Raw genomic sequence first — 26,488 nt, 5'->3', positions numbered from 1 at the left:
TTTCATTTCAAAACACGGAGTAATCCGTGTTTTTTCATTATTCAACCGGCATAATTCCTACACACATGTACACGCTATCTAATAGTACAAATAAGGAGGAACAATTATGCCACTATCACATCGCGACCAGCTTTTTATACTCGCTGATATTCTCAAAAATCATCAAACCGATTGCTCTGGAACAACTTCAGAGTGTGAGCAAATTCAGCGCCTTGCCAATTCCCTGCAACAAAATAATGGCATTGCACCAGAAATCAAACAAATCCTCAATCAAATTGAGCAATATAGTGTAACAGGTGCGACAGAAACAAATTTATTAAACCACATAGAAACCCACCAGCCTCATATTAGCCAGTGGGTCGATACTATTGATCGGTATCAATAAGTCGATAATGATTCAAATTTTCTAAATCCCTTTTCCAGAATTCAACTTCCCCGTCTAAGCCTTTAAGATCATACCAATAAATGGACAGTAAGGTCTGCGCTACCACATACCAATACATGCGGTGGCGAAGGCTTTCTGTATTTTCAAGCCCATAATGACCGAGCCATTCTCCCCATTCTTCTTTTGGCACATACCAGTATAGAAGCATCCCAATATCCAAAGCTGGATCTGCCACTACCGCTCCATCCCAATCGATCAAATAGAGATTCCCTTCTTCGCTAAACATCCAGTTGTTATGATTGACATCGCAATGACACACAACTTTTTCGACGTGTTCAAGGTCATTCTTATTTGCAGCTAAATACGAAAGGGCTCTTATCACTTCCACGTCTCTCCGATGATGATTCTCAAACTTCTGCAATAGATCAAGATAAATCACATCAGGTGAGAGAGGCTTTTTCCCTAGCCGGTTGAGCATCCTTCGAAGTTCTGAAGACCGATGTATTTTATAAAGCATTTGCGCCACTCGCGGCTGCTTCATTTCATAGGACTTCAGTTCCCTCCCCGGCAACCACTTTTGGGCTGTAATAACGTCTCCATTCTCAAGTCGCTTGGTCCAGAGAAGTTTCGGTACAATTCCTTCCGCCGACAAAACAGCCAGAAAAGGCGAGGAGTTCCGTTTTAGGAATAATTTCTCGTCTCCATATTGAGCTAAGTATGCTTCGCCTGTCGCTCCGCCAGCAGGGGTCACCTGCCAGCCTTCGCCTAAAATGTTATCCAACAAATTCACCTTCGATTTCCGTTAGTTTGTAGATTCTGGAAGTTTTGCGTTTTTAGCGAGATCTTCTCCGGACTTAGCTAAAAACCGTCTACGAATAAAAAATTATAACACACGTTGAAGAAATCTTCATGTGTTAATCACTTGTTATTAGAACAATTGTGCTAAACGGTGCAATAGATATGACTTTTTCAGATGTTTTTCTTGACGGTTCAACACTTGCATGTTCACCTTCAACAAGGATCCATTTGTCTCCATCCCCAATATCGATCACATCAGAATGATATCCTCCGTTATGAATCACAATAATCGATTCGCTAGTATGGGGCTGGTTGATTCGATATGCGAGAATAGGCCCTGGAGAATCGATAAAGTTAATTCGATTCATGTCATGACCTTCAGTCATTTTAAATGCTTCAAAATGTTTTCTAATCGAGATTAGTCCTCTAATATACTTGACATTTTCTTGGACAGCTCTCATTCTCTGCCAATCAAATCGGTTAATTTTATCTGGAGATTTATAGCTATCTTCTACCCCATTCTTGGTTCGGAAAAATTCCTGACCTGCATGAATAAATGGAATTCCCTGACAAAGTATTGTAATGGCAGTAGCTAATCTATGCATGCCTTGTTTCACTTCTTCGCTCACACTAGGATGACTGCGATTTAAGCGGTCCCATAGCGTATGGTTATCGTGACATTCCACATAATTAATGGATTGAGATGCTGTAATAAATTTATCTCCAACACTCCCCATTATACACTTCTTTACATCTTCTTTAACTGAAAAATTTCCATTAGCGAAGCCTGTAGACCCTGTATCAAACAATTTCCCTTTAACTGAATCTCTAAAGTGGTCATTGAAATAGCCGATTCTAGGCGTTTCTCGCGCATTTGAGCTCATCGCTTTCCGATGATCAGGTAGGATGGTGTTCATATGCCAACCTTCACCAAAAATCAATATCGATGGATCAATGCAATCTAACGCATAACGCACTTCATTCATCGTTTCCTTATCGTGGATACCCATCAAATCGAAGCGAAACCCATCAACACCATATTCTTTTGCCCAGTAAACGACAGAATCTACAATTAACTTTCTCATCATTCTTCTTTCTGACGCCGTATCATTCCCAACGCCAGTTCCATTTGAAGGTTTTCCACCATGATCAAACCGGAAGTAGTAACCTGGCACAATTTTTTCCAAAGGGGATGCATGAAGTTGATAGACATGATTATAGACAACGTCCATAATCACTCTCAATCCCTTCTCGTGAAGCTTCCCAATCATTTCTTTTACTTCTCTAATTCGCGTGTAGGGTTCATGAGAATTTAATGAATAGCTTCCTTCTGGCACAAAATAATGGATAGGATCGTAGCCCCAATTATATCCCGGAGGAGCTTTCATTTCATCAACGCTACCAAAATCCTGAATTGGAAGAAGTTCTACATGCGTAACACCGAGCCACTTTATATAATTAATCCCAGAAGGAAGACCATCTTTAGGCGGTGGCTCTTCTGTAAATGCCTTATATTTCCCTCTATTTTTAAGACCACTTTTTGCTTGTGAGCTAAAATCTCTGACGTGAATTTCATAAATAACCGCATCAGTTGGTTTTGCAAAAGTAGGTTTTGCCATAGGGCTCCAGCCATCAGGGTTAGTATTTGAAGCGTTCATTACCATCCCAAACTTGCAGTTAGACGTAGCGGCTTTCGCATAAGGATCGATCGTTTCTCGCATTTCTCCATTCACATAGACTGTGTAAGTGTACAGCGTTCCTTCTCCATCTTCGGGAGAGAACCCCTCGAATACACCTTGTTCTTGTTTTAGCATCGGTAATTCTTTTACCTTTTGGAATTCCTCATTATAAATATTGACGACTACTTCTATAGCAGTCGGTGCCCATACTCGAAAGATCGTTCCATTCTCAGTTAGAATTGCCCCTAGTTCACCATCATAATAATAGCGTTCATCAAATAAATCAGTTCTGACAACTTTCCCAGTAAAAACAAGACTTGTTTCACCACTCGAATGAACTAGAAAATAATTGTTGCCTGGACTAAATTCATGATCAACATGTAACGAAACAAGCCTCTTTTTCCCCATTTTAGAGGTTTCTTTTACTTCAATTGATAGATCTATATGTCCATCAGTAAGGGTGTAGGCATCTTGAACATCTAACGAGATATCAGCCATTACCGTAATCGTCTGAAAGTCATCCCAATAGGCTGTAAAAGCCTGGCTTACTTTTTTATATGCGGAATAATCTCGTATCATATGAATCCCATCCTTTGCTGAGATGCTTACAACCGTTTGTCACTACCTATCTTATTTTGAAAATCATTTTTTGACATTTGTTCGATCTAGATTTTCATGAAAACCAACTTAATAATATCGGTCCAAGTATCGAGACACTTAGGGCACATAAACTTAACCCAATAGAACTAATAGCAGCTTCTCTCTCTCCATATTCAAGTGCTTTTGAAGTGCCAATGGCGTGTGATGCCCCACCAAAAGCCATTCCCACTCCAAGAAAATTGGATATACCAAGTAGCTGAAATAACCATGGCCCTGTGACAGCACCGCCAATCCCAGCGATCATGACGAAAATAACCGCAAAGGCTGGCTCTCCACCAGTCATACTGGCTACTTCCATCGCAACAGGGGTTGTCACGTTTTTTGAAATAATTGTGGAGACAATCATTTCATTATACCCACTTATGACCGCAAGCCAATATCCTGACAAAATGCCTACTATACTTGCTATTAGTACCGTTACAAGTATTTCTAATTTGTATTTACTTAATAATTCCCTTTGTTGATATAGCGGAAAGGCAAGTGCCACAATAGCAGGCCCTAATAAAGCATCAATCCATTTCCCCCCGCTGAAATAAGTGTCATATGACACATCCAAGGACGTTAAGATGAGAACGAGAATAACAGTGCACGTTAGCACTGGTATCATAAATGGATAAGGAAATATCTGATAAAGACGCCGGAAAACAACATATAACAATAAAGTAATCATAAACCATAGAATCATTTGCACGATCATCATTTTTCTCTACTCCTTTCGATTAGCAAGAAACTGGCCAAGCAATCCTGTCGTTCCCATTACAATCCATGTGCTTATCAGAACGATTGGAACTAACCAGAGACTTTTTCCACTAAAGAAGTCGAGATGTTGTACAATACCGACAGTAACTGGTATAAAAAGCAACGGTAAATGATTCAATAATGTAGCTGCTCCTTGAGAAATCCAACTCACGGGAATCCACTTTAAATAAAGTCCCAACAAGAGAAGGAGCATTCCAACAACGCTTCCTGGAATTGGAAGTGATAAGACCTTTTGGAGATAACCTCCTACAATGTAAAACCCGAACAGAAGGCCAATCTGCAAGGTGATCATAAGGAACTTATTAATTAGTGAATTCATAAGAGGCCACACATTTGTATTTCGGTTTATCATTAGGTTCAACTCGATAAAGATGAATGCTTGAGACGTCCTGACTTTCACATGATAGTGATGGCCAATCAGGTTGTATTTCTTTACTAGAGTCGCGCCATTTTTTTGCAAGTGTAACGTGAGGAGAATATTCCCCTTTACTAACAGGAAAACCTGCCAATTCACTCACCCGCAGTATTTCTTGATGAATTATTTTCAATGGTTCTGTTCGATGGACGGAAGCGTAAAGTACTCTTGGGCGTCTATCATGACCGAAATGATCTAACCCTTCAAGCATAACCTTAAAGGGTTTACTATTCTTAACCACCCTCTCCAACCCTTGATGAAGTACAGATAACTGTTCTTCTTCTGCTCCACCTAAAAAAGCTAGTGTAATATGAAAATCTTCAGGATACACCACATGTTTAAACAATTCTAAAGGAGAGCTTTCTTGAATTTCTTGAAGCGTTCTTCTAAGTTGTGGTTGGATGGGGAGTGCTATAAAATAATGTGTATTCAACTTACTCACTCTTTCTATCCTAATTCTATTCTACCAAAAAAACTGAATAATCTTTTATCTTTTTACTTTTAAGCTAGTTCTTATTACTTAAGATTTATCTTTTGCTATAATGGGGAACAGTAATAGGAATCATTATCTGTTGGGCTCCACCGATATTATTACTCTCTATACTCTTACCAATTAAATAAGGAAAATAACCTTAACTTGTCTGAAAAGGATGTGCTTATATGATCTATGAAAATATGGCTGATCTTATTGGTGATACACCATTACTTAAATTAAACCGTGTTCCAAACCCCGACGGAGCAAAAATTTACGCCAAACTAGAATATTTCAACCCCAGTCGAAGCGTAAAAGACCGCGCAGCGTTCAATATGATTGAAAAAGCTGAGCAAGATGGGTTACTCAAAGAAGGTTCAACAATCATCGAGCCTACTTCTGGAAATACAGGTATTGGCCTTGCCATGAATGCAGCGGCTAAAGGATATCCCGCTATTATTGTTATGCCCGATAATGCTACGCAAGAGCGAATCAAGCTTCTTAAAGCTTACGGATCAAAAGTCGTATTAACTCCATCATCTGAGAAAATGCCTGGAGCAATTAAAAAGGCTAAAGAAATTGCTAAAACTATTGAAAATAGCTTTATCCCAATGCAATTCGAGAATGCAGCTAATCCGGATGCTCATAGGACATCGACGGCTCTTGAGATTATTGAAGGAATGAAGCAGCTCGGAGTTACACCGGCAGCCTTTATCTCAACAGCTGGTACTGGCGGAACCGTAACAGGAACAGGAGAAGTACTGAAAGAACACTACCCTGACTTAACCGTTCATGTTGTAGAACCTGAAGGCTCACCAGTGTTGTCTGGTGGAAAGCCTGGAAAACACAAACTTGTTGGAACAAGTCCAGGCTTTATTCCAGATATTCTTAATACGTCTGTCTATGATGAAGTTATTAAAATCTCAGATGAACAGGCATACGAAGTAACCAGGAAACTCGCTCGAGAAGAAGGACTTCTTGTGGGACCGTCATCAGGTGCGGCCGTATATGCTGCTATGCAAGTTGCTGAACGTTTATCACCTGACCAAGTTGTTGTCACAATGACCTGCGATTCCGGTGAACGATACCTTTCAAGTGATTTATTCAGCTCTAAATAAAAGAAGTGATCTTTGTTTTATCATTAATTAGTCAGCGCCATGCCAATGTTGGCATGGCGCTCATTCTATTATTTTGCAAGTTCATAAATAGCTTCAGCATAAATGGCTGTTGCTTTTAATAAATCTTCTACATCAACATACTCATCTTTTTGATGAGCGAGTTGTGGCTTCCCTTCAAATAAAGCACCGAACGCAACCCCCGCTTTTAGTGAACGCGCATAAGTCCCTCCACCAATCGATAAAAGTCTCGCTTGCTCACCAGTCTGCTTTTCATACACCTTTTGAAGCTTTTGAATCAGTTCATGATCCTCAGGTACGTGATGAGGTGTCATATGATCAACTACATTCATCTGCACTTCCAGTGGTTCAGTTACTTTATTGAACGTTCTCTTAACGTCATCGAATGAGCATGTAACAGGGTAGCGCAGATTAATTCCTATTCGTCCATCATGATTAGCTTTATATGAAAATGTCCCTGCGTTCATCGTTAGAGAACCTGTTACTTTATCTTCGTAAGCTACACCAAACCGCTCCCCAGTAAAATCATCCAGGAGCCACATTGTAATAAATCCAATATAGTTAGCGCCGTTTTGATCGAGAGCTTGTTCATCTAGAAATTCAGCTAATTTGAAGGCTGCATTTACTCCTTCATGGGGAGCAGATCCGTGGACAGATACACCGTGCACTTCAAGTGATAGTTCCTGATCTAGTGTTACACGTCCTTCTAAACCTTTCTTTTCCAAAAATAGCTCGAATGCTTTCTTTGCGTCAAGTAACTCAGCTTCATCCCCCTCACATTTAGCATTAGCAAAATCGGGAACCATGTTCAAACGCTGACCAGAATGAAATGATTGAAGAATCATTCCTTCTTTCTGAGTTTCTTTTACAGGAAAAACCCATTCGAAATCAGCAATCCCCTTCTCCGCATTTATAATAGGGAAAACCGCATCAGGTGCAAAACCCACCCCTGGCATTTCTTCGTTTTTAAAATATGTGTCTACACAGCGCCATGAACTTTCTTCATCTGTCCCGATAATCATTCGCACTCGCTTTGAGACTGAAGGCAAAAGTTCTTTCACTATATTCATCGCCCAATAAGCAGCAATAGTTGGTCCTTTATCATCAATAGCTCCTCTAGCAAACAACTTCCCATCGCGTAGATCAGGATCAAATGCTGGAGTCGTCCAACCATTTCCCGCTGGAACAACGTCCACATGACACAGCACACCCACCATGTCTTCTCCTTCACCAAATTCTAAATGCCCTGCCACATGTTTAACATCCTTTGTTTGGTAGCCATCTCGCTCGCCTAAAGCAAGCATGTAATCAAGAGCTTCTTTTACGCCGGGACCAAACGGTGCTTCTTCATTTCCCAGCTCTTCTTCTAGCACACTTTCGATTTTCAATAGTCCTTTTAAATCAGCTAACATATCTTCTTTTCGATTGATCACTTCTTTTTTCCAATTTATACTCTCCATATTATTTACACCTGCCTACTTATTTTTTCATATACGCTTTTATCACAAATAACAAATAATTTAGCGTCACGTGAAATCGGTTCATCAAGACGGCGATTTATATCCATGCGGTTACCATCTGCAACCAATGTGGCACCCTGCTGTAATAAGTCCTGAAAGGCTTCCCTATATGTATTCCAATCTGGATGAACAGCTATTTCATATAAATTATCACCATGTCCTCGACTTAATAGCTGAGAATAGACGCCTGAAATTCCTTTCGTAAATGCTGATCTAACAGCCATGCGAGATACAGCTTCATGCGAAAGTACAAATTCATCTACCTGGACATGAGTGAAATTCTTTATATGCTCTTCTTTCATCACTTCAACCGTTGTGTGAATATCAGTTGACATGCGTTCGATCGAACTAGCAATAATCAACGATTTCCCATCAGCAAGAAGAGAATCGTGGATAGTATCATCCGAAAACACCAGAACCGCCTTCGCTTTCATTATATCCGCTTTTTTGAGAGTGGCTTCTTCAGCCGCATCCCCCTGTATATAATGAATGTTATCTTCTGTTAGCGGGGTTTTTGGTAGTTTATCAATGATAACAATCTCACATTTATCAGAATCCCTAATCTCTGATACGGCATATGCCGCCTTTTGTGACCACCCTATTATAACAATATGATTATCTCCCTGATACGGCATTTTCCCTTCCTCCTTTCGCTTTTTAATTTCTGCAAATCCGTCCACAAACTTACCGATAACCACACCAATTAATCCAATTCCTGCGATATAGAGAAACATTGCATAGATTCTTCCTCCAACTGTGACAGGGAAGTAGTCTCCATATCCTACTGTCGTAACGGTCGTCATAACCCACCAAAATGAATCAAAGAGTGAAGGAAATGTCTCAGGTTCGAGTAAACGCATAACAAAAGCACTTATGATCACTAATGCTATAGCGACAGTGATCATAAACCGGTTGTTTAATTTAATCGCATTTTTAATAAATATTCGAAATAACACCAGCACACGCCTCCTCTCAATATTAGTCCTTTAAGAATAGCAAAGGTAAGTTCGATAAGGAAGTTTGACTCAAAAGAAATGAAATTTTTTGCCGAAATAACAGAATTATTGTAAAATAAACTTTAAAGAGGGGGTGTAAGTTCGCCCAAAAGAGGGAAATGGGAGTAGGAGTGGAATTAAATAATAATACCAATCAATCGCTTATCTTATGAAAGTGGTCATACCTATTCGTCAATACACCAAGTTGGGGAACCCAACACATCCAGAAATCACTTCCAGTCATAATCGGAGCACTCAACCAAACTTTCATGAAAAAATCGAAGGAACAATTAGAAAATTAAGTATATCTTTACGTTTCCTTCATATGGTTTTAATAGTCACTATTTATGCTAAGGATAAGGCATTGATTACATGTTAGGGAGTGGTTCTTTGAGTATTACTTCAACTGATCGTATGATGACCCGTATCAAGTCTATCTATTTATTTATTAGCAAGCATGGTACTGTCAGCACTAATGAGTTAGTTGAAGAGTTTGGGATTACCCAGCGCACTGTTCAAAGAGATTTAAACGTGCTGGCCTACAATGAACTAGTCAAAAGCCCAAACCGAGGATTCTGGACAACCACAAGCAAGAGAGTAAAAGTTGGATAACAAAATAAATTCACTCGTAAAACCTGGCTTTTCGTCAATGTCATTCTGACGAAGGCCTTTATTTTTGGTCTCTTTCACTTTTGATTTTGGATATGTTAGCTTCTATTGTTGATTTTTTGATTTTTGAATCATTGAAGTGAGTATTCGCTTTAAATGCCTAAATGAGCTAAAATTCAACAACGCTTATTGACACAACCCTCTAATTAAGGAGACCACGATAAAAGCCCTGCTACTAGAGCAGGGCTTGCATCATTTATTTTTTCAATAATGAGTGATGATAATTCGCTGGAACCATGATTTTATCATGATGATAACTTACAGATTGATCCGCACTTAGAAAAGGGTGATCACTTGAAAGAAAATCAGATAAGAAACCCTCTGAAAGATAAAATCCTTCAATCTGTCCATCCTTATGGATCACGATATCTTTCACCTTCCCTAACTCTTCACCATCCTCTGTTAGCACCTGACATTTATCCAACGAATTATATGAACATTGATCAATTAGAACGGAGGATTGCACTTCTTCTTGTTGATTATAAAGAAGGTAATCATCACCTTCCCAATTGATCTGATTATATGAAATAATCATCGTTTCATTGGCTTCCTTTTCTTTTCGGTCATCGTCTGTAACAGGATAGTTATCAGGAGTAAACTGCCCCCCAGAGGCTTGAATAGAATGAAGCATTTCATCTGAATGATGATCTGGTATTGCATTCTGCTTATTCGTAGCTTCTTTTTTCTGAACCTCAACAAACGTTGCTTTAGAAAGTGATCGATCGAAATAAACCTGCTTTACAACAAATTCAGCTGTTGAATCATTCTTAAGCTTTTGATTCAGCACTTCTTTTCCAACCTTAATCATGAACATCCTCTCCTTCGCGACTGACTAGTAAGGATATTCCCCAGCTACACGAAAAGAAAACGGTAAAGTAAACCTTCCTCCATCAGAGGAGGACTTACTTATGCAGAATGTCTACTTCTTCAGCTGTTAATTCGCGGTACTCCCCCGGTTCTAAATCGCGATCAAGGTGAATATCCCCCATTTGAATCCGCTGCAAATAAACGACCTGCTTTCCGACTGCTTCAAACATCCGCTTTACTTGATGAAACTTCCCTTCATGTATCGTTAATTCAACCTCCGAGACCTCATCCGATGATAGAATGGTCAATTCACCTGGTTTTGTTTCGTAACCATCATCAAGAGTGACACCTTTTTCAAAAGCATGAACATCTTCTTCTGTAACAACACCATTAATATTAGCGAAGTATGTTTTAGGAACATGATGTTTTGGTGACGTTAAATGATGCGCGAGCTTTCCATCATTTGTAATGATAAGCAATCCTTCTGTATCTTTATCCAGACGACCGACAGGAAATGGTTCAAAAACTTGATCATCAGGAATGAGAATGTCAATGACGGTCTCATCGTCTTCATCTTCCGTTGCTGAAATCACACCTGCTGGCTTATTCATCATCAAATAAATAAATTCCCGATATTCAACTATTTCTTCATGAACCGTTACTTGGTTCTGTTCAGTGTTAACGTGTTGCTTTGGATCTTTAATGATCTCTTCATCAACGCGGACAACGCCTGTCTTAAGAAGTTTTTTTACTTCCTTTCTAGTTCCATAGCCCATATTTGCCAATAGTTTATCTAAACGCATAAAATCAATCCTTTTCCATATTTTTTCCACGATTTATTTACTTTTTTAGCATACTTTCTAGTTCTGAAGGGTATGTAAACGTTAAATGCCAATATGCACGTTTGGAGTGAATCGAATGACTGTGAAAGTTGGACTTTTAGCAACGGCTCGTAAGAAAAGTAATAAATCAGCACCTGTTACAGAATTTTACCAGAGTCCTTTATTTCAAAAAACGCTTGAGTATGCATCACACCACTATGATCGCATGTATTTTTATAATGCCAAAGACGGCCTCTTATTACCAGACGACATCATGGATCCATATGATGTATCCATCAAAACATTTACACATCATCAACGTGAGGAATGGGCTCAAAAAGTAATTGAGCAATTCTCTCAGTATGAAACGTCTACAGATATTGTTGTGTGTTTGCATGGAGGATCTGTCTATCGCAAACACCTTGAACCGCAGCTAAATCATTTCAATTACAAATATGAGGTTCCTCTCAAAGGTCTTGGAATTGGAGAACAATTAAGCTGGTATCAGAAAAACTCAGTATAACACGGGACATATGCCCAGCAACACTGCCCACCATTCACATACACTATCAGGTACCTATTTAAGGAGGGATCTTTATGTATGATCGTCAGCAAGGGCAAGGGTATCAAATGTATCCCGGATTCCCAGGATATCCTGGTCAGCCCGGTTACCCTGGCCAACCTGGATACCCAGGAAACATCGAACAGCAATTAAGAGAAATTGAGCGTCAATTAAGACGACAAGATCGTCGAATTACAAGGATTGAAAGACAAATTGGAATAAGAGATGAGGACTACGGGTATTAATATCATCTCTCAAAAAAATGAAGGCCATTTTGGCCTTCATTTTTTAACGTCTTTTTAAGAATGAGAATCGCTCTCCTAAAATTAAGCCTGCAAGGTTTGACCGGTAGGCTAGCCATAGAAATACCATTCCTCCAACTGTTACTCCAATCACCAGGTTAATGATTGAATACAGCATACTACCACCTTCACTTGTTGAAAGATACAAATCAGGCATGAGAAATTCCAATGGTAGTATTGAAAGTTTAGAAGCCACGGCCATCACGACCACAAAGATACCGATAAGCAGCAATCTTCTTGAAAGAAAACCAAATTCGTATTCAGTATATTTCTTAATAATAATGATCGTGATTAACACCGATGTAAACAATCCAAGATTTGTAGCTAGGATAGAACCTTTCCCTTCAAAAATTGTGACGAATGGGTAAGTTAAGCCTGCTTTAAGGGCTAATCCTGCAAGTAAGCTATAAACCGCAAATTTTTGTTTATTTATTCCCTGTAGGATAGCAGCCGTTACAGAGAAAAGAGCAAACAATATAGCAGTTGGCGCATACCACATTAACAACGAACTTCCGAGTTCTTGATTCACTGTAGGATATAGCACTCTAAATATCGGTTCAGATAGAACCGCTAGTCCAATTGCGGCTGGAGTAGTCAAAAACAATAAAATCTGGAAGGTTTGTGTTAACTGAGTTTGCAAAGCACCTTCCCGATTGGCTGTAAATGATTTCGTAATGGCCGGTATAATCGTCATTGAAAGAGCTGTTGCAAGAGAAACTGGGATCATAATCAATTTATGAGCAAGGCCTGTAATAATCGCAAAAACTTCTTCATAAGCGGGTTTATCATAACCAATACTCTTTAGCGCCGGATTAATTAATAAAGTATCAATTTGCAAATACAATGGTATTGCTAGACCAACAACGACAAACGGAAGAGCGTACGTAATAATTTCTTTATACATATCCTTTAACGACACATTATGATCAACCGTGCTTTCAGCCAGATGTTGATCTAAAGCAGGTTTACGTTTTCTGTAATACCAGAAGACCACCATCAGTCCACCTACTGCACCAACGAAAGCGCCAAACGTAGCGTACGTAGCAGCAGTTGCCTCATCTCCGTCCATAAATTTCATAATAATAACACTTGATACTAGTATAAAAACAATACGAAAGATTTGTTCAACGACTTGCGAAACGGCCGTTGGTCCCATTGATTGAAGCCCCTGGAAAAACCCTCGAGTTAAACTCATAATCGGTACGATCAATAACGCCATACTCACAACACGGATAACCAATGTTACATCAGCAATCGTGTTTCCTTCATTACCTTCATCAATGACGATATGAGCAATTGGTTCTGCCAATAAAAAGAGAGCTAAAAACGCAACGAATCCAGTAAGAGACATTAAAAGAAGTCCTGATTTAAACAGCCTCCGACCAGTTCGATAATCTCCGAGAGTATGATATTTAGATACAAATTTAGAAACAGCCAATGGAATCCCAACCGTAGACAGGCTAAGCATAATGGTATAAGGAGTATAAGCATACGTATAAAGCGCTACCCCCTGTGTACCAACTAGTGCTGTAAAAGGAAACATATAAATCATACCAATAATCCTAGAAAAAAGGGTGGCTGCAGATAACAGCATCGTCCCTCTAATCACATTTGAATCAGACATTTCTCCATCTCCTACTTCTAACCATTCAACTATATCTATTCGTCATCTATCAACAATTTTCAACAGTTATGAAATACACTTCTCCATTTTAAGCTATTTACCTAGTAACAACAAATATAAATTTTTGTGAAACTTTTATAATCAGTACAAATTGTGGTATGTTTGTGTGTAGCAAAATGAGAGAGGTGTAAGTATGAACTATGATGTCATTGTGATTGGCGGTGGGCCGTCCGGACTCATGGCGTCTGTATCAGCGGCTGAACATGGAGCAAAAGTACTTCTCGTTGATAAAGGGAATAAGCTTGGGCGAAAACTAGCCATATCTGGAGGAGGACGGTGTAATGTCACCAACCGCCTTCCACTAGATGAACTAATTAAATTCATTCCAGGTAATGGGAAGTTTTTATTCAGTGCATTTAACATATTTGATAATGAGGATATCATCACATTCTTTGAAGATCTAGGCATTAAATTAAAAGAAGAAGATCACGGTAGAATGTTTCCCGTGACTGATGATGCAAAATCTGTTGTAAATGCGCTCCTAAACAAAGTACGCCAGTTGAATGTGACTATCCAAGTAAACACCCCAGTTGAGAAAGTTCTATATAGGGATGGAGAAGTAGCTGGAGTGAAGCTACAAACAAAAGAAGAGATCCACTCTTCAAATGTAGTTATTGCAGTAGGTGGAAAATCTGTTCCACATACTGGTTCAACAGGTGATGGATATGCATGGGCAAAAGAAGGTGGACATACCATCACAGATCTTTACCCTACTGAAGTGCCTCTTACATCTAGTGAACCTTTTATCAAAAATAAAGAACTACAGGGCTTATCGTTAAGAGATGTCGCCCTATCCGTTCTCAATCCAAAAGGAAAGATAATAAAGACACATCGATGGGATATGATCTTCACCCATATCGGACTATCTGGGCCCGCTGTTCTTCGCTGCAGTCAATATGTCGTTAAAGCAATGAAAAAATTTAATGCTCAGTATATTCCCTTACAAATTGATGCCGTACCAGATCAAAACGAAGAAGAATTATTTCGCGAGCATATGAAACTCGCAAAAGAAGAGCCAAAAAAAGCGATTAAGAACATTTGGAAAAGTAACGTTCCAGAGCGATATATGCTCTTTCTATTTAACAAAGCAGAAATTTCTCCAGATACAACTTACGCTCACTTATCGAAAGAAAAAGTGCGCGAATACGCGCGGCTATTAAAGCAGTTCCAGGTGGCCATAGACGGTACGCTTCCAATCGATAAAGCATTCGTAACAGGTGGTGGAGTTTCTCTAAAAGAAATTAACCCAAAAGAAATGGCGTCAAAATTCACAACTGGTCTTTACTTTTGTGGTGAAGTACTCGATATTCATGGGTATACCGGCGGATACAATATTACATCAGCCTTCGTCACAGGCTATACAGCAGGAAAAAGCGCAGCCGAAAGGAAAGCGGAATCCGCCGTTTAGTTCAACCACTAGATCTTTTTAAATTGAATACATGCAAAGAACGAGGGACCAGTCCATAGACAGGTCCCTCGTTCTTTCGTTTAACTTATCGTTTGTTTCGATTTCTTCCGTTATTTCGATTGTTCGATGACCCTGGTTTCCGTGAAGATCGATGATTTCTTCCTCTTTGATCATTCTCTCTACTATCGTTACGCTCTTCATGCGAAGGTAATGCACCCTCAACGTTCTTTCTCGCAAGTTTTTTACCGATCCCCTTTTCAATCATTTGAATAAAGGACTGATCTTTTGCAGCAATAAACGTATACGAAGCTCCATCGCCACCAGCTCGTCCCGTTCGACCAATTCGGTGGATATAGCTCTCTGTATCTTGAGGAATATCATAATTAAAGACATGGGTAACACCTTCGATATCAAGACCACGTGCTGCAACATCTGTTGCTACAAGAATCTGGATTTTAGCATCACGGAATCTCTTGATGACACTTTCTCGTTTCGACTGTGATAAATCACCATGAAGCTCGTCAGTTAAATAGCCTCTTGCTTTTAAATCTCCATTTAGTTTACTTACTCTACGCTTTGTACGGCAGAAAACAATTCCGAGGAATGGTCTGACCTCATCGATGGTTTCGGTAAGGGATGCGAACTTCCTCCGATCGGTCGTTTCGATCACAAACTGCTCGATTTCTTCGACAGTTTTCCCTTTTTCCTTCCCTCTGATTTTCTCAGGGGAACGCATAAATCGTTTCGCAAGCTGTTTAATATCACTTGATAACGTGGCAGAAAAAAGTGCTGTAAGACGACTTTCAGGCGTTTCACTAATAATATCTTCCACTTCTCTTAGGAACCCGATATGAAGCATTTGATCAGCTTCATCTAATACAAGATAAGAAGTATGAGATAAATCAATGGTCTCTCTCCGAACGTGATCGAGCAGACGTCCAGGCGTTGCTACTACAATGTGTACTTGTTTATCAAGACGCTTAATCTGTCTCTCAACATCCTGACCACCATAGACAGCTAGTACATTGATGTCATCACGATGTTCTACTAGCTTCATTAGTTCTGATGAGATTTGGATGGCTAGCTCTCGTGTCGGGGTTACAATAAGAGCCTGCACTTCAGGTGCTTCTGTGTCAATTTTTTCAAGTATCGGTAGTAAGAACGCAAAAGTTTTACCTGTTCCTGTCTGGGCCTGAGCAATCACGTCTTTTCCTTGCAACATAATAGGGATCGTTTCTTTTTGAATATCGGTCGGGGTACTAATACCCTGAACTTCTAGTTGTTTAACGAGACGTTCATCAAGTCCCATTTCTTTAAATTCGTTCAAATTATTCACCTCGTGTTTAGTATAACAATTATCTTTATTATCTTTAAGGCCATAAGAAACCATGACCCATCTTGGTCAAGGTTGGAACGGTTCTAAGTCCCGTTCCATATAAAAAACTGCCTCCTTTTCGACTGCTGAAGAGCGGTCGACGAGACAGCCTTTACTTATTATGCCTGGTAATGACTCATTACTTTTGAAACATAATTTTGCGTTTCTTCGAATGGAGGAATCCCACCGTAACGATCAACATTGCCGGGTCCAGCGTTATAAGCTGCTAATGCAAGCTTAGTATTGCCATTATATTTATCCATCATTTGCTTAATGTATTTCACGCCGCCTTCAATGTTTTGTCCAGGATCAAAAGGGTCCTTCACACCAAGTGAAGTGGCAGTTGCGGGCATTAATTGCATTAATCCCATAGCTCCTGCTCCGCTAACACTATCGGATTTATAGCTAGATTCCTGTTTAATAATCGAATGAACAAGTTTTGGATCAACACTATATTTAGCCGATAATTCTTCAATATATCCATCAATTTCAAGCGATGAAGATGTGTATGAAGAATTAGTCGACGGTACTATTTGAGAATTGTATGTGCCATAGGAATTCACCGAGGTTGAGTGTACAGGGACTTCTGCTTTCATTTGCTGTCCTGTACTTTGAGTTGAGAGAGCTTGCTCAAGCATGTCTGTAAAGGAAAAAGTAGACGGCTGTTGCTTGTCTAATGCGTTAGGCTGTAGCTGTAGCTGTCGCAAAGCCTGTAAATCCATCATTGCACGTATAAGATCTGCTTTCATTTCAACACCTCGGTGTAGTCTTTTCTATCATTATACCAGATCATGAGCCAGAACGATTGTTTTTCTCATATTTTGATCCACTTACGAACCGAGCGATATACCGAGGACTCAACAAAATGAATAGAGAGCTTTAAGGCAATTTACTTGGACAATGGAGAAAAAAGTGCTATGATTTATTAATCTTATCAACTTACTAGGATTAAAGGTTTAGTAAAACGCCTTTTAGAGACCAGCTCCAAAAGACGTCGTACTTAAGAAACTGTCATGTAATAAATAGGTTGCTTGCGTTGTTTCATCAAAATTTTAACAGCAAGACGTGCTGCTTTTCGATCTTCCGCAAGAACAATAATCTCTTTATCACACACTTCGTTTTCTTTCGTTTGTCTGCCTAGATAAGAAAGCGGAATATTCTTTGCTTTTTCATAAGGCGTACGGTGAGAAAGAATGTAATCTCTCACATCGATTAGACAATATTTATCATCATCAAACCGCTCCATATTAATTGGCTTCATATAAGAATAAGGATAAATGACTCTCCACAATCCTAAAGTAAATGCAACAGCAGCTAAAGCCGTTCCCCATATCGCCATTCAAACTCTCTCCTTTTTAGCAGGGCTATTTCACTTTACCCTCCCATTTCATCATACCGCCAACCATGTTCTTCACTTCGTAACCAGCTTCTTGCAAGTACTCACATGCGCGCTCACTACGACGTCCTGAACGACAAATCATAATATGCTCTTCTTCTTTATTGATCTCATCAAGTCGTTCCGGAAGTGTGCCAAGACGAATATGCTTTGCTTCAGGGATCATGCCTTCTTCTACTTCTTCATCCTCACGAACATCGATTAATGAAACATTTTTGCCCTCATCAAGTAATTCTTGAACCTCTTGAGGTGTTACCGTCTTAATTTCGTTACTCATAAAAACATACCCCTCTCGTACAGTTTTAATATGGATTTTTCAATTATAATCACTTCAACAAATTCAATCGTACATGATTTGCATCTTCAATACAAGAAATCTATCTTCCACTCATCTTAGTAGTATTCTCAGCTTTAGGAAAAGGTTATTCAAGTTGTTTAAAAATCCATTCCTATAGGTAGGTTACGTTCAAAAACCCTCTCCTTAGTCATTAGGAGAGGGTTCAACCTTAATTAGCTACAATATTAACCAGCTTTCCTGGTACTGCAATCACTTTTCGAAGTGTTTTGCCATCAAGTTGACCTTTAATCTTCTCATGCTCTAAAGCAATTTCTTGCATTTCATCACGAGATGCTTCAGTCGGAATAGAAATTTTGGCCCGAAGTTTTCCATTGATTTGCACTACAATTTCTACTTCATCTACAGTAAGCTTGCTTTCGTCAAACATTGGCCAGTTTGCATATGCGAGTGTATCCTCATGTCCAAGCGCACTCCACAGCTCTTCAGCAAGGTGTGGTGCGATTGGAGATAGCAACTTCACAAAGCCCTCCATTAATGTAACGGAAACTGACTCCTGCTTATATGCTTCATTCACAAATACCATCATTTGTGAAATAGCAGTATTAAAGCGTAAGCCTTCCATATCCTCTGTTACTTTCTTAACCGTTTCATGGTAGACGCGTTCCATTTCTTCTCCTGAATTTTCTTCAGAAATAGAAGACTTTGTTAGATCCCCTTCACCAAATAAGCGCCACACACGATCAAGGAAACGGCGCGCGCCATCTAGACCATTGTTAGACCATGCAATAGAACCCTCGAACGGTCCCATAAACATTTCATATAGACGTAGCGTGTCAGCACCGTGGCTTTCGACAATTTCATCTGGGTTAACAACATTCCCTTTTGATTTACTCATTTTCTCGTTGTTCTCACCAAGGATCATTCCTTGATTTCGGAGACGTTGGAATGGTTCTTTTGTTGGCACAACACCGATATCATAAAGAACTTTATGCCAGAAACGAGCATATAACAAGTGAAGAACCGCATGTTCCGCACCGCCGATATACATATCAACAGGCAACCACTCATCGAGTTTTTTCGGGTCAGCTAGCATTTCATCGTTATCCGGATCAATGTAGCGAAGGTAATACCAACAGCTTCCAGCCCATTGCGGCATTGTGTTTGTTTCACGTCGGCCCTTCATTCCCGTTTTAGGATCAACTACGTTCAACCAATCCTCAATATTAGCTAAAGGAGATTCGCCAGTTCCTGACGGTTTAATTTCCGTTGTTTCAGGAAGAACAACAGGAAGCTCTTCTTTCGGGACAGCAGACATTGTGCCATCCTCCCAATGAATAATTGGAATTGGCTCGCCCCAATAACGCTGTCGACTGAATAGCCAGTCGCGAAGACGATACGTCGTTTTTTTCGTTCCTTTTCCTTTTTCCTCTAGCCATTCTATGCTTTTCGTAATTGCTTCTACTTTCTCAAGGTCGTTTAAGAAGTCAGAGTTCACATGCTTTCCGTCTTCTGTATAAGCTTCCTTGGATACATCTCCTCCAGCAACGACTTCTTTAATAGGAAGATTAAATGTAGTAGCGAACTCATAATCGCGCTCATCGTGAGCTGGAACTGCCATAATAGCTCCTGTTCCATAGCTCATAAGAACGTAATCTGCTACCCAAATTGGAAGCTTCTCATTATTGATTGGATTAATGGCATATGCGCCAGTAAACTCGCCAGTCTTCTCTTTTGATAACTCTGTACGCTCAAGGTCACTCTTAGTTTGTACTTTTGATCGGTAGCTTTCAACTTTTGAGATTTGTTCACTAGTAGAAATTTTGTCAACGAAAGGATGCTCAGGTGCAAGGACCATATACGTTGCTCCAAAAAGTGTATCAGGACGCGTCGTAAACACATCGATCGATTCATCATGACCGTCAATCATGAATGTTACTTCGGCACCTTCAGATTTCCCAATCCAGTTACGCTGCATTTCTTTAATGCTGTCAGACCAGTCAAGCTCTTCAAGGTCTTCAAGTAAACGATCCGCATACTCTGTAATTTTAAGAACCCATTGCTTCATTGGTTTACGAACAACCGGGTGGCCGCCACGTTCACTTTTACCGTCGATCACTTCTTCATTCGCAAGAACCGTTCCAAGTGCTGGACACCAGTTAACAGCCACTTCATCTACGTAAGCAAGTCCTTTTTCGTAAAGCTTTGTGAAAATCCACTGTGTCCATTTATAGTATTGTGGATCTGTTGTATTAACTTCTCTATCCCAATCATAAGAAAAACCTAACTCTTTAATTTGACGACGGAATGTGTCAATATTCTTTTGAGTAAAATCTCGTGGATTATTTCCTGTATCAAGAGCATACTGCTCTGCCGGAAGTCCAAATGCGTCCCAGCCGATTGGGTGAAGAACATTATATCCCTGCATTCGTTTCATACGTGAAAGGATATCCGTAGCTGTATACCCTTCAGGGTGCCCAACATGTAGCCCAGCCCCTGATGGGTATGGGAACATATCAAGAATATAAATTTTTTCACCATTAGCATCGTTTTCTGTCTTAAAAGTCTTGTTTGTTTCCCAGAAGTGTTGCCACTTCTTCTCAATTGTTTTGTGATCAAATGCCATTGTCACTCTCTCCTTCCAGTCCTTGCAAAAAAATAAAAAAACCTCCCGTCCCCGTTGTTCATCAACAGGGACGAGAGGTTGAGAATCTAATATTCACAATCACCCGCGGTACCACCCGGCTTAGTGCTAGAAACAGCACTCACTTAAGGCCTTTAACGCAGGCATACGGGCAACCTTACTCTATTCAGGCTTCCGATTCAAAGGTGAGTTCACAAATCTCCTATGTTAACTTCCACCAGCCGTTAACTCTCTAGCAATAGAATTTTTGTTACTATTCCTTATCATTATCTTTGGATTCACTAGTTACGTATATAATTTGTATTGTATGAATACTTGTGAGAAATGTCAAGAACATTATCAGAATAGACGTTTTTTTCGTAATCTATACATCAGCTGTCCGTATATTCGATGAATTAGTATGTGTGCCAAAAGAACAATCTCAATTAATACAGTAAGGTGCTGTCTCAATAAAAAGAAACGCACCCTGATTGGGTACGTTATCATTTACGATACTTTTTTTGACTAGCCGAATCATCTTTGGAATGCGGCTTATCTTTTTCTTCTTTTTGTTCTTCTTTTAAATCTTCTAATGGAATCGCATCGACATTCATTTCTGAAGTATCCTCGTCGAGCTGATTCTTTTCCTTATCTGGTAATTGCTCGGGATTATTAGTTTCGCCTTGTTTATGTGATTTTTCATGCTCTGCCATATGATCACCTCATTTTTTTGTATAGTACTCTGTACCACGATCCAGATATTCCCAAACACATAAAGATGTTAGTTGGAGTGAACGGTCGATCATGGTAAAGTCATACTTAGTTAGAAACAAACAAAAAAGCCATTCTAAACCTCGACGTCCTAATAAATTGATAGGATGCGGTAAGAAGACTCATTTAAGAAAATTTTAATTGATAGAAAGGATTACAGATCATGACTCTTCAACGTATATTACCTTTTACAAGAACGCTACTGAATTCAGTATTAACAGAAGGAGGCATTGCTATTGATGGCACTTGCGGAAACGGACATGACACTCTCTTCCTAGCTGAATCAGTAGGGAATTCAGGAAAAGTGTATGGTTTTGATATCCAACCTGAGGCGATTGAAGCTACAGAAAAAAGGCTGGCAGCAGCTAAGCAATCTGCCCAGGTGGCATTATTCCACGAGAGTCACGCTTCAATCAATAGCAAAATTGAGACGAAAGATGTAGGAAACGTTTCTGCCGCAATCTTTAACCTTGGCTACCTCCCAGGTGGAGATAAAACTATTGTGACGAAACCTGAAGAAACGATCCAAGCAGTAACAGACATCCTACATTTGCTTCGTTCAGAAGGGCTCCTTATTCTAGTCGTCTACCCAGGACACCCAGAAGGTAAAATTGAAAGTGAGAAGGTGACAGATTTCGCTTCAGATCTCGATCAGTCACAGTATCAAGTTCTAAAATACCAATTTATTAACCAAATCAATGAACCACCCTATATTCTTGCCATCAGCAAAAAATAAGAGGCTGTGCATCTGCACAGCCTCTATTCTCTATAGAATTCCCATCGTTTCGATATGTTCTCTTGTTTTCTTATTCCCTAATTTGTGTAAAAGACCATAAATCTCTTTCATATGATTATCATAATCATCATTGTTCTTATCTTCATGATAACTCATAGCTGGAACATGTGAACGATATAACGATAAGCGACTATCCTTATCTGTCAGATCAAATAGCTCACTGAGCTTGAAGATATCTTCCTCATCTGCGTCGATTTCAAAATTATAGCTCGATGCCCCTTGATCTTCCAGTATCTCGCCCGAACTTACAGCCACATAGTAACGCTTTTTCATTTTAAGAGCCCCTTTCAAAATCCTATAGGCTTCTTTTCTCACGAAAGAGCGTTTTTTATACGCTTTTACTGAGACGCTTTGTGAAGTCTTCTATAAACCCAACCATTAAAGTAGAAGAAAAGGCTCGATCTTCCCCCAATTCGAATAATTTTACGAGCAAGAGAACGGACGTCTTTCTGTTCCATTACTTTACGATCCGCAAGGTAAATACCAAGTAAACCACGATTAATTAATCGATGGAAGGAAGAATGCGGAAGCCCTTCAACACTTTTATCCGCTTCTTTAATGAAGTGAGCAACACGCTGAGCGAGCTCATCATTGTCTTTATAATAAAAACAAAAATTCAAATCGCCACCTGCTCGATCTTCTTCCTGATCTATAAAGTAATCCAGCATTATGTGAAGACCCTGAACCCAGGGGAAATAACCTTCCTTAATCATAGCTGTACCGCCCTTGGGGATCATGTCTCCTAATGAGTAAGATACAAGACAGAAAATCCCTAAGGTTGATCCAGCACAAGCTGAGAATTCATTCCATGTCATTTCTGGAAGCTGTTGCTTATGCTGGTCAAACCAGTTTTTCAACCTTGGAACACGGTCTTCCTCTGTAACATGCTTATGTACCTGGAGATCACAATAGTAATGGCAGAGTTCAAGTAAGGCAGGCTGCACTTCCTTTTGATTCGGCAATTCACGAATGACTTTTTGACACGTTTGAACCAGTTCTAACAGATAGCCTCCATCATCTTTTTCTTCCCGATACCGATAATAGTTATTTGAAGCTTCAACTTCAGGGGAAAGAGCCTCCGCCATTGCCTCATGTAATGCACTAAAGTCTTCTGGATCAAGCGAAGTACTTCGATCACACAAGTTATCCAGATAGTCACTTATCGTCTGGTAAGCTGCGATAAATGAAATAGAACGATCAATTTCTTTCCCGGCAAGCAATCCATAAATCCCTCCACCTTCACAGTGAAACGTTTTTGAATCAATGCTATCTAACGCCTGCTTTCTCAATTCAGGATTAGGGATTTCTTCAGCCCGCTTCCTCCAATATTCTAATTCATGATGAACCCTCGGTAAGACGCGTCTATAAATACTATACATTAGCGTCCAAGGTTGACTTGGTACTTTCAAGTGATCCCACTCCTGTATTAATTATTTATCTTATTTTTCTTATGCTCTAATAATTCAAGTTTTAACTCAACAAATGATTTTGCCGTTTGAAATACATCTTCACGATCTGGTTCATTAAACACCTCATGATAAAATCCATCCCACTCTTTAAATGCTTTCTCTGTTAATGGAATGCGATTAAACCACGAAATAACGGCATGCTTATCTACAATTCGATCGTCGCCACCCTGTAATACAAGCAATGGCAAATTATGAAATGATCTCGCGCCTTCATTGGCTATTTTCATCGCTTTTAGAAGTTCACGGTACCATCTAACAGATACTTTTTGAACCATTAATGGATCTTCTTGATCTCGTTTGTGGAACTCTGGATTCCTTGTCCCAATGTTCGGTTCTAGCTTTGAATTTAACCTTAGAGAAGGGACAATTGGATTTAGTACTTTTGAGAGCAAGTCTACGCCTTTGTTAGGGGGATTAACTAGTCCAATACACGGAGAAGATAAAATGACTCCAGTTAGAGAAGGACGTTTTTCCATAATCGTACGGATGGATGCAAGTCCTCCCATACTATGCCCAAGTAAGAACACAGGTAGCTTATACTCATGAGCTCTCTTGATCCACTTATCAATCGTTTCAATATATTGGTTAAATGAATCAATATGGCCCCGTCTTCTAGTACTTTCACCTTGTCCAGGTAAATCGCCAAGCACTACATGATAGCCTGCTTCAATCCACTTAGAAACGAGCCAATCATACCTTCGATGATGTTCGTTTGCTCCATGAACTAACACAATAACCGCTTTTGGATATTCAGTTTCTTTTATACGCATGGACATTAGCCCCCTTATGTAGGTTCGTTCTTTTTGATACACTACTTTTGAAAAGGATTTCATCTATAATAAATGAAAGTTGGGATTGGAATGCTTTATGCTTATCATGACAAAAAACCAGTGATTCATGAAACGGTCTATATTGCGGATTATACTACCATTACAGGTGATGTGACAATCGGGGAACATAGTAGCGTCTGGTTTAACACGACCATACGTGGAGATGTTGCCCCAACTGAAATTGGCAATAGAGTCAATATTCAAGACAATTGTGTCCTTCATCAGAGTCCAAACAAAAAACTCATTCTGGAAGATGGTGTGACGATCGGCCACCAGGTAATCCTTCATAGTAGTATTATTCGCAAAGAGGCACTTATTGGAATGGGTTCTATTATTCTTGATGGAGCTGAGATCGGGGAAGGTTCCTTTATTGGCGCAGGAAGCCTTGTTCCACCAGGTAAGAAAATCCCCCCTCATTCCCTTGCTTTCGGAAGACCTGCAAAGGTTGTTAGAACATTAACAGAGGATGATCGAAAGGATATGAACCGCATTCGAAGAGAATATGTTGAAAAAGCAGCCTATTACAAAGAGCAAAAGCCGCTCTAGAAAGCACGCATATTTATCGCTAGTTTGAGGAAGGTTACCAATACAATCCTAATGGATCGAGGTGGCCTCCGTGTACAAAATGACCATGGTCTTGATCGTCCTCGTCGTCATCACCTTGCTTATAGGGGCATATATGACGTACAGACTCGGACAAAATCAAAAAGGCGAATATGATAATCAAGGAAACGCCAGGGTGAAATCTTCTTTCTTTAGCAATCCGATTTTTCTTGTTTACATCGTCGCGACAGCACTTGCAATCGGTTATGTTATTTACTTCACATTAATTTTAAGAAAAAGATCAGGATGGTATTCCTGGTCTTTTTTCATGACATTTTGTGTGGTTTTTGGAAACGGTTGGAGCGTTAGGCTGTAGACAAGCTTATTTATTCTCTTGAGATTCAACTGTAGCCTCCAGTGCCTGACTGGTCTAAACGGAGGCTTCCGCTTTTCTTGGCTAGTTGCGCGGGCCAAATCCTCCCGCTGTTTCGCCCATCCGAATGAGACATAAAGCGTCTCACTCTCATGAGCTCCAATATCTCCGTTTCTAAACGCTCGGCTACGCTTTTCTTGGCTAGCTGCGACTCGCAGAAACTGCGATATTTCACTCTTTCACCAGAACACAAAGGACGTGTTCTAGTTCATGAGCTCCAATATCTCCGTTTCTAAACGCTCGGCTACGCTTTTCATTATACTCTTAACAATTCTTTAAGATTTCTTTAATAGTAGCATTAAATTTCTCGTATAGGATAGAAGTAACACATAGGATGAAGGGGGATTCTTTTTGAGTAAAGTGGTTGGGTGGCTTTATGAGCGTGAGTGTACGATGTTTCGGTTTGTGAATTTAACGTGTCATTCAAGGTACCTTACTTCTATTTTTGGATTAGTTACGCATGCGGGTGGTGCTCGGGCAACGATTTTAAGCACACTTTTGTTGATGTTCCTGTTACCTGCTCCTTTAAAGATATGGGCGTTTCAATCTGCGTTTGCGCTTGCTGTAAGTCATATACCTGTTCATTTTATTAAAAAGCATTATCCAAAACACAGGCCATATCTCGCTCTCCCTGAAACAAAGATATTCGTATATCCTCTAAAAGATCATTCTTTTCCATCAGGGCATACAACGGCTATTTTTTCTGTACTTACACCGTTTATCTTTCATATTCCTTCGCTAGCTATTCCCTTAATTACTCTCGGGAGTCTAGTTGCCCTTTCGCGAATTTACTTAGGTCATCATTATCCTTCTGACGTTCTTGTTGGTTTTATACTTGGTGGTGGATCTGGTATTCTTTCAACTTTAATCCTAGGCTAAAAAAGG

29 protein-coding genes and 1 other annotated feature are annotated in these 26,488 nt (G+C 39.7%); of the genes, 10 read left to right on the top strand and 19 right to left on the bottom strand.

The genetic code is table 11. The annotated features are described in order from the left end of the window. The first annotated feature begins 106 nt into the window (after positions 1–106). Positions 107–385 (top strand): YtzH-like family protein, encoded by a 279-nt coding sequence (locus ABVF21_RS13245; RefSeq protein WP_226614789.1) that lies wholly within the window; start codon positions 107–109, stop codon positions 383–385. On the opposite strand, the gene ABVF21_RS13240 is transcribed toward ABVF21_RS13245, so the two are convergent. From ABVF21_RS13240 to thpR, 5 genes are all read right to left on the bottom strand, one after another. Next, positions 366–1,175: a phosphotransferase family protein gene (locus ABVF21_RS13240; protein ID WP_194219227.1), complete on the bottom strand. Its 810-nt coding sequence runs from the start codon at positions 1,173–1,175 to the stop codon at positions 366–368. The genes ABVF21_RS13245 and ABVF21_RS13240 overlap by 20 nt on opposite strands. A 124-nt stretch (positions 1,176–1,299) precedes the next feature. Further along, the gene (gene pulA, locus ABVF21_RS13235; protein WP_303532267.1) at positions 1,300–3,441 is read right to left on the bottom strand and encodes a type I pullulanase; all 2,142 of its coding nucleotides are present in this window, start codon (positions 3,439–3,441) and stop codon (positions 1,300–1,302) included. 94 nt (positions 3,442–3,535) lie between these two features. Next, a complete protein-coding gene (locus tag ABVF21_RS13230; RefSeq protein WP_371018338.1) occupies positions 3,536–4,222 on the bottom strand; it encodes an LrgB family protein in 687 nt (228 codons plus the stop codon). Between the two features lie 6 nt (positions 4,223–4,228). After that, positions 4,229–4,600 carry a CidA/LrgA family protein gene (locus ABVF21_RS13225; protein WP_194219224.1) on the bottom strand — a complete coding sequence of 124 codons (372 nt, stop codon included), beginning with the start codon at positions 4,598–4,600 and terminating at the stop codon, positions 4,229–4,231. Continuing rightward, positions 4,584–5,138: an RNA 2',3'-cyclic phosphodiesterase gene (gene thpR, locus ABVF21_RS13220; RefSeq protein WP_303532273.1), complete on the bottom strand. Its 555-nt coding sequence runs from the start codon at positions 5,136–5,138 to the stop codon at positions 4,584–4,586. The genes ABVF21_RS13225 and thpR overlap by 17 nt, the downstream gene beginning before the upstream one ends. Positions 5,139–5,356: 218 nt before the next feature. Between thpR and cysK the strand changes: the two genes are divergently transcribed. Continuing rightward, positions 5,357–6,286 (top strand): cysteine synthase A, encoded by a 930-nt coding sequence (cysK, locus tag ABVF21_RS13215; RefSeq protein ID WP_303532276.1) that lies wholly within the window; start codon positions 5,357–5,359, stop codon positions 6,284–6,286. Between the two features lie 68 nt (positions 6,287–6,354). Here cysK and pepV read toward each other — a convergent pair whose 3' ends face one another. Together pepV and ABVF21_RS13205 are read right to left on the bottom strand one after the other, a co-directional pair. Continuing rightward, positions 6,355–7,764, bottom strand: coding sequence for a dipeptidase PepV (gene pepV, locus ABVF21_RS13210; protein WP_303532279.1), 1,410 nt, complete (start codon positions 7,762–7,764; stop codon positions 6,355–6,357). 5 nt (positions 7,765–7,769) lie between these two features. After that, positions 7,770–8,780, bottom strand: coding sequence for a potassium channel family protein (locus tag ABVF21_RS13205; protein ID WP_303532281.1), 1,011 nt, complete (start codon positions 8,778–8,780; stop codon positions 7,770–7,772). Positions 8,781–9,191: 411 nt separating this feature from the next. Here ABVF21_RS13205 and ABVF21_RS13200 point away from each other — a divergent pair, with 411 nt between their 5' ends. Then, a complete protein-coding gene (locus tag ABVF21_RS13200) occupies positions 9,192–9,431 on the top strand; it encodes a DeoR family transcriptional regulator (protein WP_159783850.1) in 240 nt (79 codons plus the stop codon). Between the two features lie 253 nt (positions 9,432–9,684). Here the strand turns inward: ABVF21_RS13200 and ABVF21_RS13195 are convergent, their stop codons facing one another. Beyond that, positions 9,685–10,296: a PRC-barrel domain-containing protein gene (locus ABVF21_RS13195; RefSeq protein ID WP_371018337.1), complete on the bottom strand. Its 612-nt coding sequence runs from the start codon at positions 10,294–10,296 to the stop codon at positions 9,685–9,687. Between the two features lie 94 nt (positions 10,297–10,390). Beyond that, positions 10,391–11,098, bottom strand: coding sequence for a pseudouridine synthase (locus ABVF21_RS13190; protein ID WP_303532290.1), 708 nt, complete (start codon positions 11,096–11,098; stop codon positions 10,391–10,393). Between the two features lie 115 nt (positions 11,099–11,213). On the opposite strand from ABVF21_RS13190, the gene ABVF21_RS13185 reads away from it, so the two are divergent. Next, positions 11,214–11,639 carry a DUF6884 domain-containing protein gene (locus ABVF21_RS13185; RefSeq protein ID WP_194219218.1) on the top strand — a complete coding sequence of 142 codons (426 nt, stop codon included), beginning with the start codon at positions 11,214–11,216 and terminating at the stop codon, positions 11,637–11,639. A gap of 74 nt (positions 11,640–11,713) precedes the next feature. Beyond that, a complete protein-coding gene (locus ABVF21_RS13180) occupies positions 11,714–11,923 on the top strand; it encodes a hypothetical protein (RefSeq protein ID WP_194219217.1) in 210 nt (69 codons plus the stop codon). Between the two features lie 43 nt (positions 11,924–11,966). Here ABVF21_RS13180 and ABVF21_RS13175 read toward each other — a convergent pair whose 3' ends face one another. Further along, a complete protein-coding gene (locus tag ABVF21_RS13175; RefSeq protein WP_303532295.1) occupies positions 11,967–13,604 on the bottom strand; it encodes a putative polysaccharide biosynthesis protein in 1,638 nt (545 codons plus the stop codon). A gap of 193 nt (positions 13,605–13,797) precedes the next feature. Between ABVF21_RS13175 and ABVF21_RS13170 the strand changes: the two genes are divergently transcribed. Then, entirely contained in the window at positions 13,798–15,072 is a 1,275-nt protein-coding gene (locus ABVF21_RS13170) for an NAD(P)/FAD-dependent oxidoreductase (RefSeq protein ID WP_303532296.1), read from the top strand. An 85-nt stretch (positions 15,073–15,157) separates the two neighbouring features. Here the strand turns inward: ABVF21_RS13170 and ABVF21_RS13165 are convergent, their stop codons facing one another. From ABVF21_RS13165 to ABVF21_RS13140, 6 genes are all read right to left on the bottom strand, one after another. Next, a complete protein-coding gene (locus ABVF21_RS13165) occupies positions 15,158–16,399 on the bottom strand; it encodes a DEAD/DEAH box helicase (RefSeq protein WP_371018336.1) in 1,242 nt (413 codons plus the stop codon). 167 nt (positions 16,400–16,566) lie between these two features. Further along, the gene (locus ABVF21_RS13160; protein ID WP_303532298.1) at positions 16,567–17,196 is read right to left on the bottom strand and encodes a lytic transglycosylase domain-containing protein; all 630 of its coding nucleotides are present in this window, start codon (positions 17,194–17,196) and stop codon (positions 16,567–16,569) included. Positions 17,197–17,447: 251 nt separating this feature from the next. Beyond that, a complete protein-coding gene (locus ABVF21_RS13155; protein ID WP_194219213.1) occupies positions 17,448–17,786 on the bottom strand; it encodes a rhodanese-like domain-containing protein in 339 nt (112 codons plus the stop codon). Positions 17,787–17,811: 25 nt separating this feature from the next. After that, positions 17,812–18,120, bottom strand: coding sequence for a rhodanese-like domain-containing protein (locus tag ABVF21_RS13150; RefSeq protein WP_303532300.1), 309 nt, complete (start codon positions 18,118–18,120; stop codon positions 17,812–17,814). A 229-nt stretch (positions 18,121–18,349) separates the two neighbouring features. Continuing rightward, the gene (leuS, locus tag ABVF21_RS13145; protein WP_371018335.1) at positions 18,350–20,764 is read right to left on the bottom strand and encodes a leucine--tRNA ligase; all 2,415 of its coding nucleotides are present in this window, start codon (positions 20,762–20,764) and stop codon (positions 18,350–18,352) included. A 63-nt stretch (positions 20,765–20,827) separates the two neighbouring features. Then, positions 20,828–21,058 (bottom strand) — a binding site (T-box leader). A gap of 206 nt (positions 21,059–21,264) precedes the next feature. Then, positions 21,265–21,474, bottom strand: coding sequence for a hypothetical protein (locus ABVF21_RS13140; RefSeq protein WP_371018334.1), 210 nt, complete (start codon positions 21,472–21,474; stop codon positions 21,265–21,267). A 221-nt stretch (positions 21,475–21,695) separates the two neighbouring features. On the opposite strand from ABVF21_RS13140, the gene ABVF21_RS13135 reads away from it, so the two are divergent. Continuing rightward, positions 21,696–22,268, top strand: coding sequence for a class I SAM-dependent methyltransferase (locus tag ABVF21_RS13135; protein ID WP_303532307.1), 573 nt, complete (start codon positions 21,696–21,698; stop codon positions 22,266–22,268). Positions 22,269–22,298: 30 nt separating this feature from the next. Here ABVF21_RS13135 and ABVF21_RS13130 read toward each other — a convergent pair whose 3' ends face one another. The 3 genes from ABVF21_RS13130 to ABVF21_RS13120 form a co-directional block, all read right to left on the bottom strand. Then, positions 22,299–22,601 (bottom strand): hydrolase, encoded by a 303-nt coding sequence (locus tag ABVF21_RS13130; RefSeq protein ID WP_226614834.1) that lies wholly within the window; start codon positions 22,599–22,601, stop codon positions 22,299–22,301. 65 nt (positions 22,602–22,666) lie between these two features. Further along, the gene (locus ABVF21_RS13125; protein ID WP_371018333.1) at positions 22,667–23,737 is read right to left on the bottom strand and encodes a tetraprenyl-beta-curcumene synthase family protein; all 1,071 of its coding nucleotides are present in this window, start codon (positions 23,735–23,737) and stop codon (positions 22,667–22,669) included. 17 nt (positions 23,738–23,754) lie between these two features. Then, positions 23,755–24,567 (bottom strand): alpha/beta hydrolase, encoded by an 813-nt coding sequence (locus ABVF21_RS13120; RefSeq protein ID WP_303532313.1) that lies wholly within the window; start codon positions 24,565–24,567, stop codon positions 23,755–23,757. A gap of 90 nt (positions 24,568–24,657) precedes the next feature. Between ABVF21_RS13120 and ABVF21_RS13115 the strand changes: the two genes are divergently transcribed. From ABVF21_RS13115 to ABVF21_RS13105, 3 genes are all read left to right on the top strand, one after another. Then, on the top strand, positions 24,658–25,173 hold the full coding sequence (locus tag ABVF21_RS13115) for a gamma carbonic anhydrase family protein (protein WP_303532349.1): 516 nt from the start codon (positions 24,658–24,660) through the stop codon (positions 25,171–25,173). 70 nt (positions 25,174–25,243) lie between these two features. Continuing rightward, the gene (locus ABVF21_RS13110) at positions 25,244–25,546 is read left to right on the top strand and encodes a hypothetical protein (protein WP_371018332.1); all 303 of its coding nucleotides are present in this window, start codon (positions 25,244–25,246) and stop codon (positions 25,544–25,546) included. A gap of 417 nt (positions 25,547–25,963) precedes the next feature. Then, entirely contained in the window at positions 25,964–26,482 is a 519-nt protein-coding gene (locus ABVF21_RS13105) for a phosphatase PAP2 family protein (protein ID WP_371018376.1), read from the top strand. Positions 26,483–26,488: the final 6 nt, after the last annotated feature.

This window comes from Pseudalkalibacillus sp. JSM 102089 (assembly GCF_041366475.1).
Taxonomy (GTDB): Bacteria; Bacillota; Bacilli; order Bacillales; family Guptibacillaceae; genus Guptibacillus; species Guptibacillus hwajinpoensis_B.
Note: the sequence above shows the minus strand (reverse complement) of the source record. Positions and strands in the feature narration are given on the sequence as shown.

Coding starts and splice junctions, on each gene's coding strand:
- ABVF21_RS13245 (WP_226614789.1), top strand. CDS start 107: ATGCCACTATCACATCGCGACCAGCTTTTTATACTCGCTGATATTCTC.
- pulA (WP_303532267.1), bottom strand. CDS start 3,441: ATGATACGAGATTATTCCGCATATAAAAAAGTAAGCCAGGCTTTTACA.
- ABVF21_RS13230 (WP_371018338.1), bottom strand. CDS start 4,222: ATGATGATCGTGCAAATGATTCTATGGTTTATGATTACTTTATTGTTA.
- ABVF21_RS13225 (WP_194219224.1), bottom strand. CDS start 4,600: ATGAATTCACTAATTAATAAGTTCCTTATGATCACCTTGCAGATTGGC.
- cysK (WP_303532276.1), top strand. CDS start 5,357: ATGATCTATGAAAATATGGCTGATCTTATTGGTGATACACCATTACTT.
- pepV (WP_303532279.1), bottom strand. CDS start 7,764: ATGGAGAGTATAAATTGGAAAAAAGAAGTGATCAATCGAAAAGAAGAT.
- ABVF21_RS13200 (WP_159783850.1), top strand. CDS start 9,192: ATGTTAGGGAGTGGTTCTTTGAGTATTACTTCAACTGATCGTATGATG.
- ABVF21_RS13195 (WP_371018337.1), bottom strand. CDS start 10,296: ATGATTAAGGTTGGAAAAGAAGTGCTGAATCAAAAGCTTAAGAATGAT.
- ABVF21_RS13190 (WP_303532290.1), bottom strand. CDS start 11,098: ATGCGTTTAGATAAACTATTGGCAAATATGGGCTATGGAACTAGAAAG.
- ABVF21_RS13185 (WP_194219218.1), top strand. CDS start 11,214: ATGACTGTGAAAGTTGGACTTTTAGCAACGGCTCGTAAGAAAAGTAAT.
- ABVF21_RS13180 (WP_194219217.1), top strand. CDS start 11,714: ATGTATGATCGTCAGCAAGGGCAAGGGTATCAAATGTATCCCGGATTC.
- ABVF21_RS13175 (WP_303532295.1), bottom strand. CDS start 13,604: ATGTCTGATTCAAATGTGATTAGAGGGACGATGCTGTTATCTGCAGCC.
- ABVF21_RS13170 (WP_303532296.1), top strand. CDS start 13,798: ATGAACTATGATGTCATTGTGATTGGCGGTGGGCCGTCCGGACTCATG.
- ABVF21_RS13160 (WP_303532298.1), bottom strand. CDS start 17,196: ATGAAAGCAGATCTTATACGTGCAATGATGGATTTACAGGCTTTGCGA.
- ABVF21_RS13155 (WP_194219213.1), bottom strand. CDS start 17,786: ATGGCGATATGGGGAACGGCTTTAGCTGCTGTTGCATTTACTTTAGGA.
- ABVF21_RS13150 (WP_303532300.1), bottom strand. CDS start 18,120: ATGAGTAACGAAATTAAGACGGTAACACCTCAAGAGGTTCAAGAATTA.
- leuS (WP_371018335.1), bottom strand. CDS start 20,764: ATGGCATTTGATCACAAAACAATTGAGAAGAAGTGGCAACACTTCTGG.
- ABVF21_RS13140 (WP_371018334.1), bottom strand. CDS start 21,474: ATGGCAGAGCATGAAAAATCACATAAACAAGGCGAAACTAATAATCCC.
- ABVF21_RS13135 (WP_303532307.1), top strand. CDS start 21,696: ATGACTCTTCAACGTATATTACCTTTTACAAGAACGCTACTGAATTCA.
- ABVF21_RS13130 (WP_226614834.1), bottom strand. CDS start 22,601: ATGAAAAAGCGTTACTATGTGGCTGTAAGTTCGGGCGAGATACTGGAA.
- ABVF21_RS13120 (WP_303532313.1), bottom strand. CDS start 24,567: ATGCGTATAAAAGAAACTGAATATCCAAAAGCGGTTATTGTGTTAGTT.
- ABVF21_RS13115 (WP_303532349.1), top strand. CDS start 24,658: ATGCTTTATGCTTATCATGACAAAAAACCAGTGATTCATGAAACGGTC.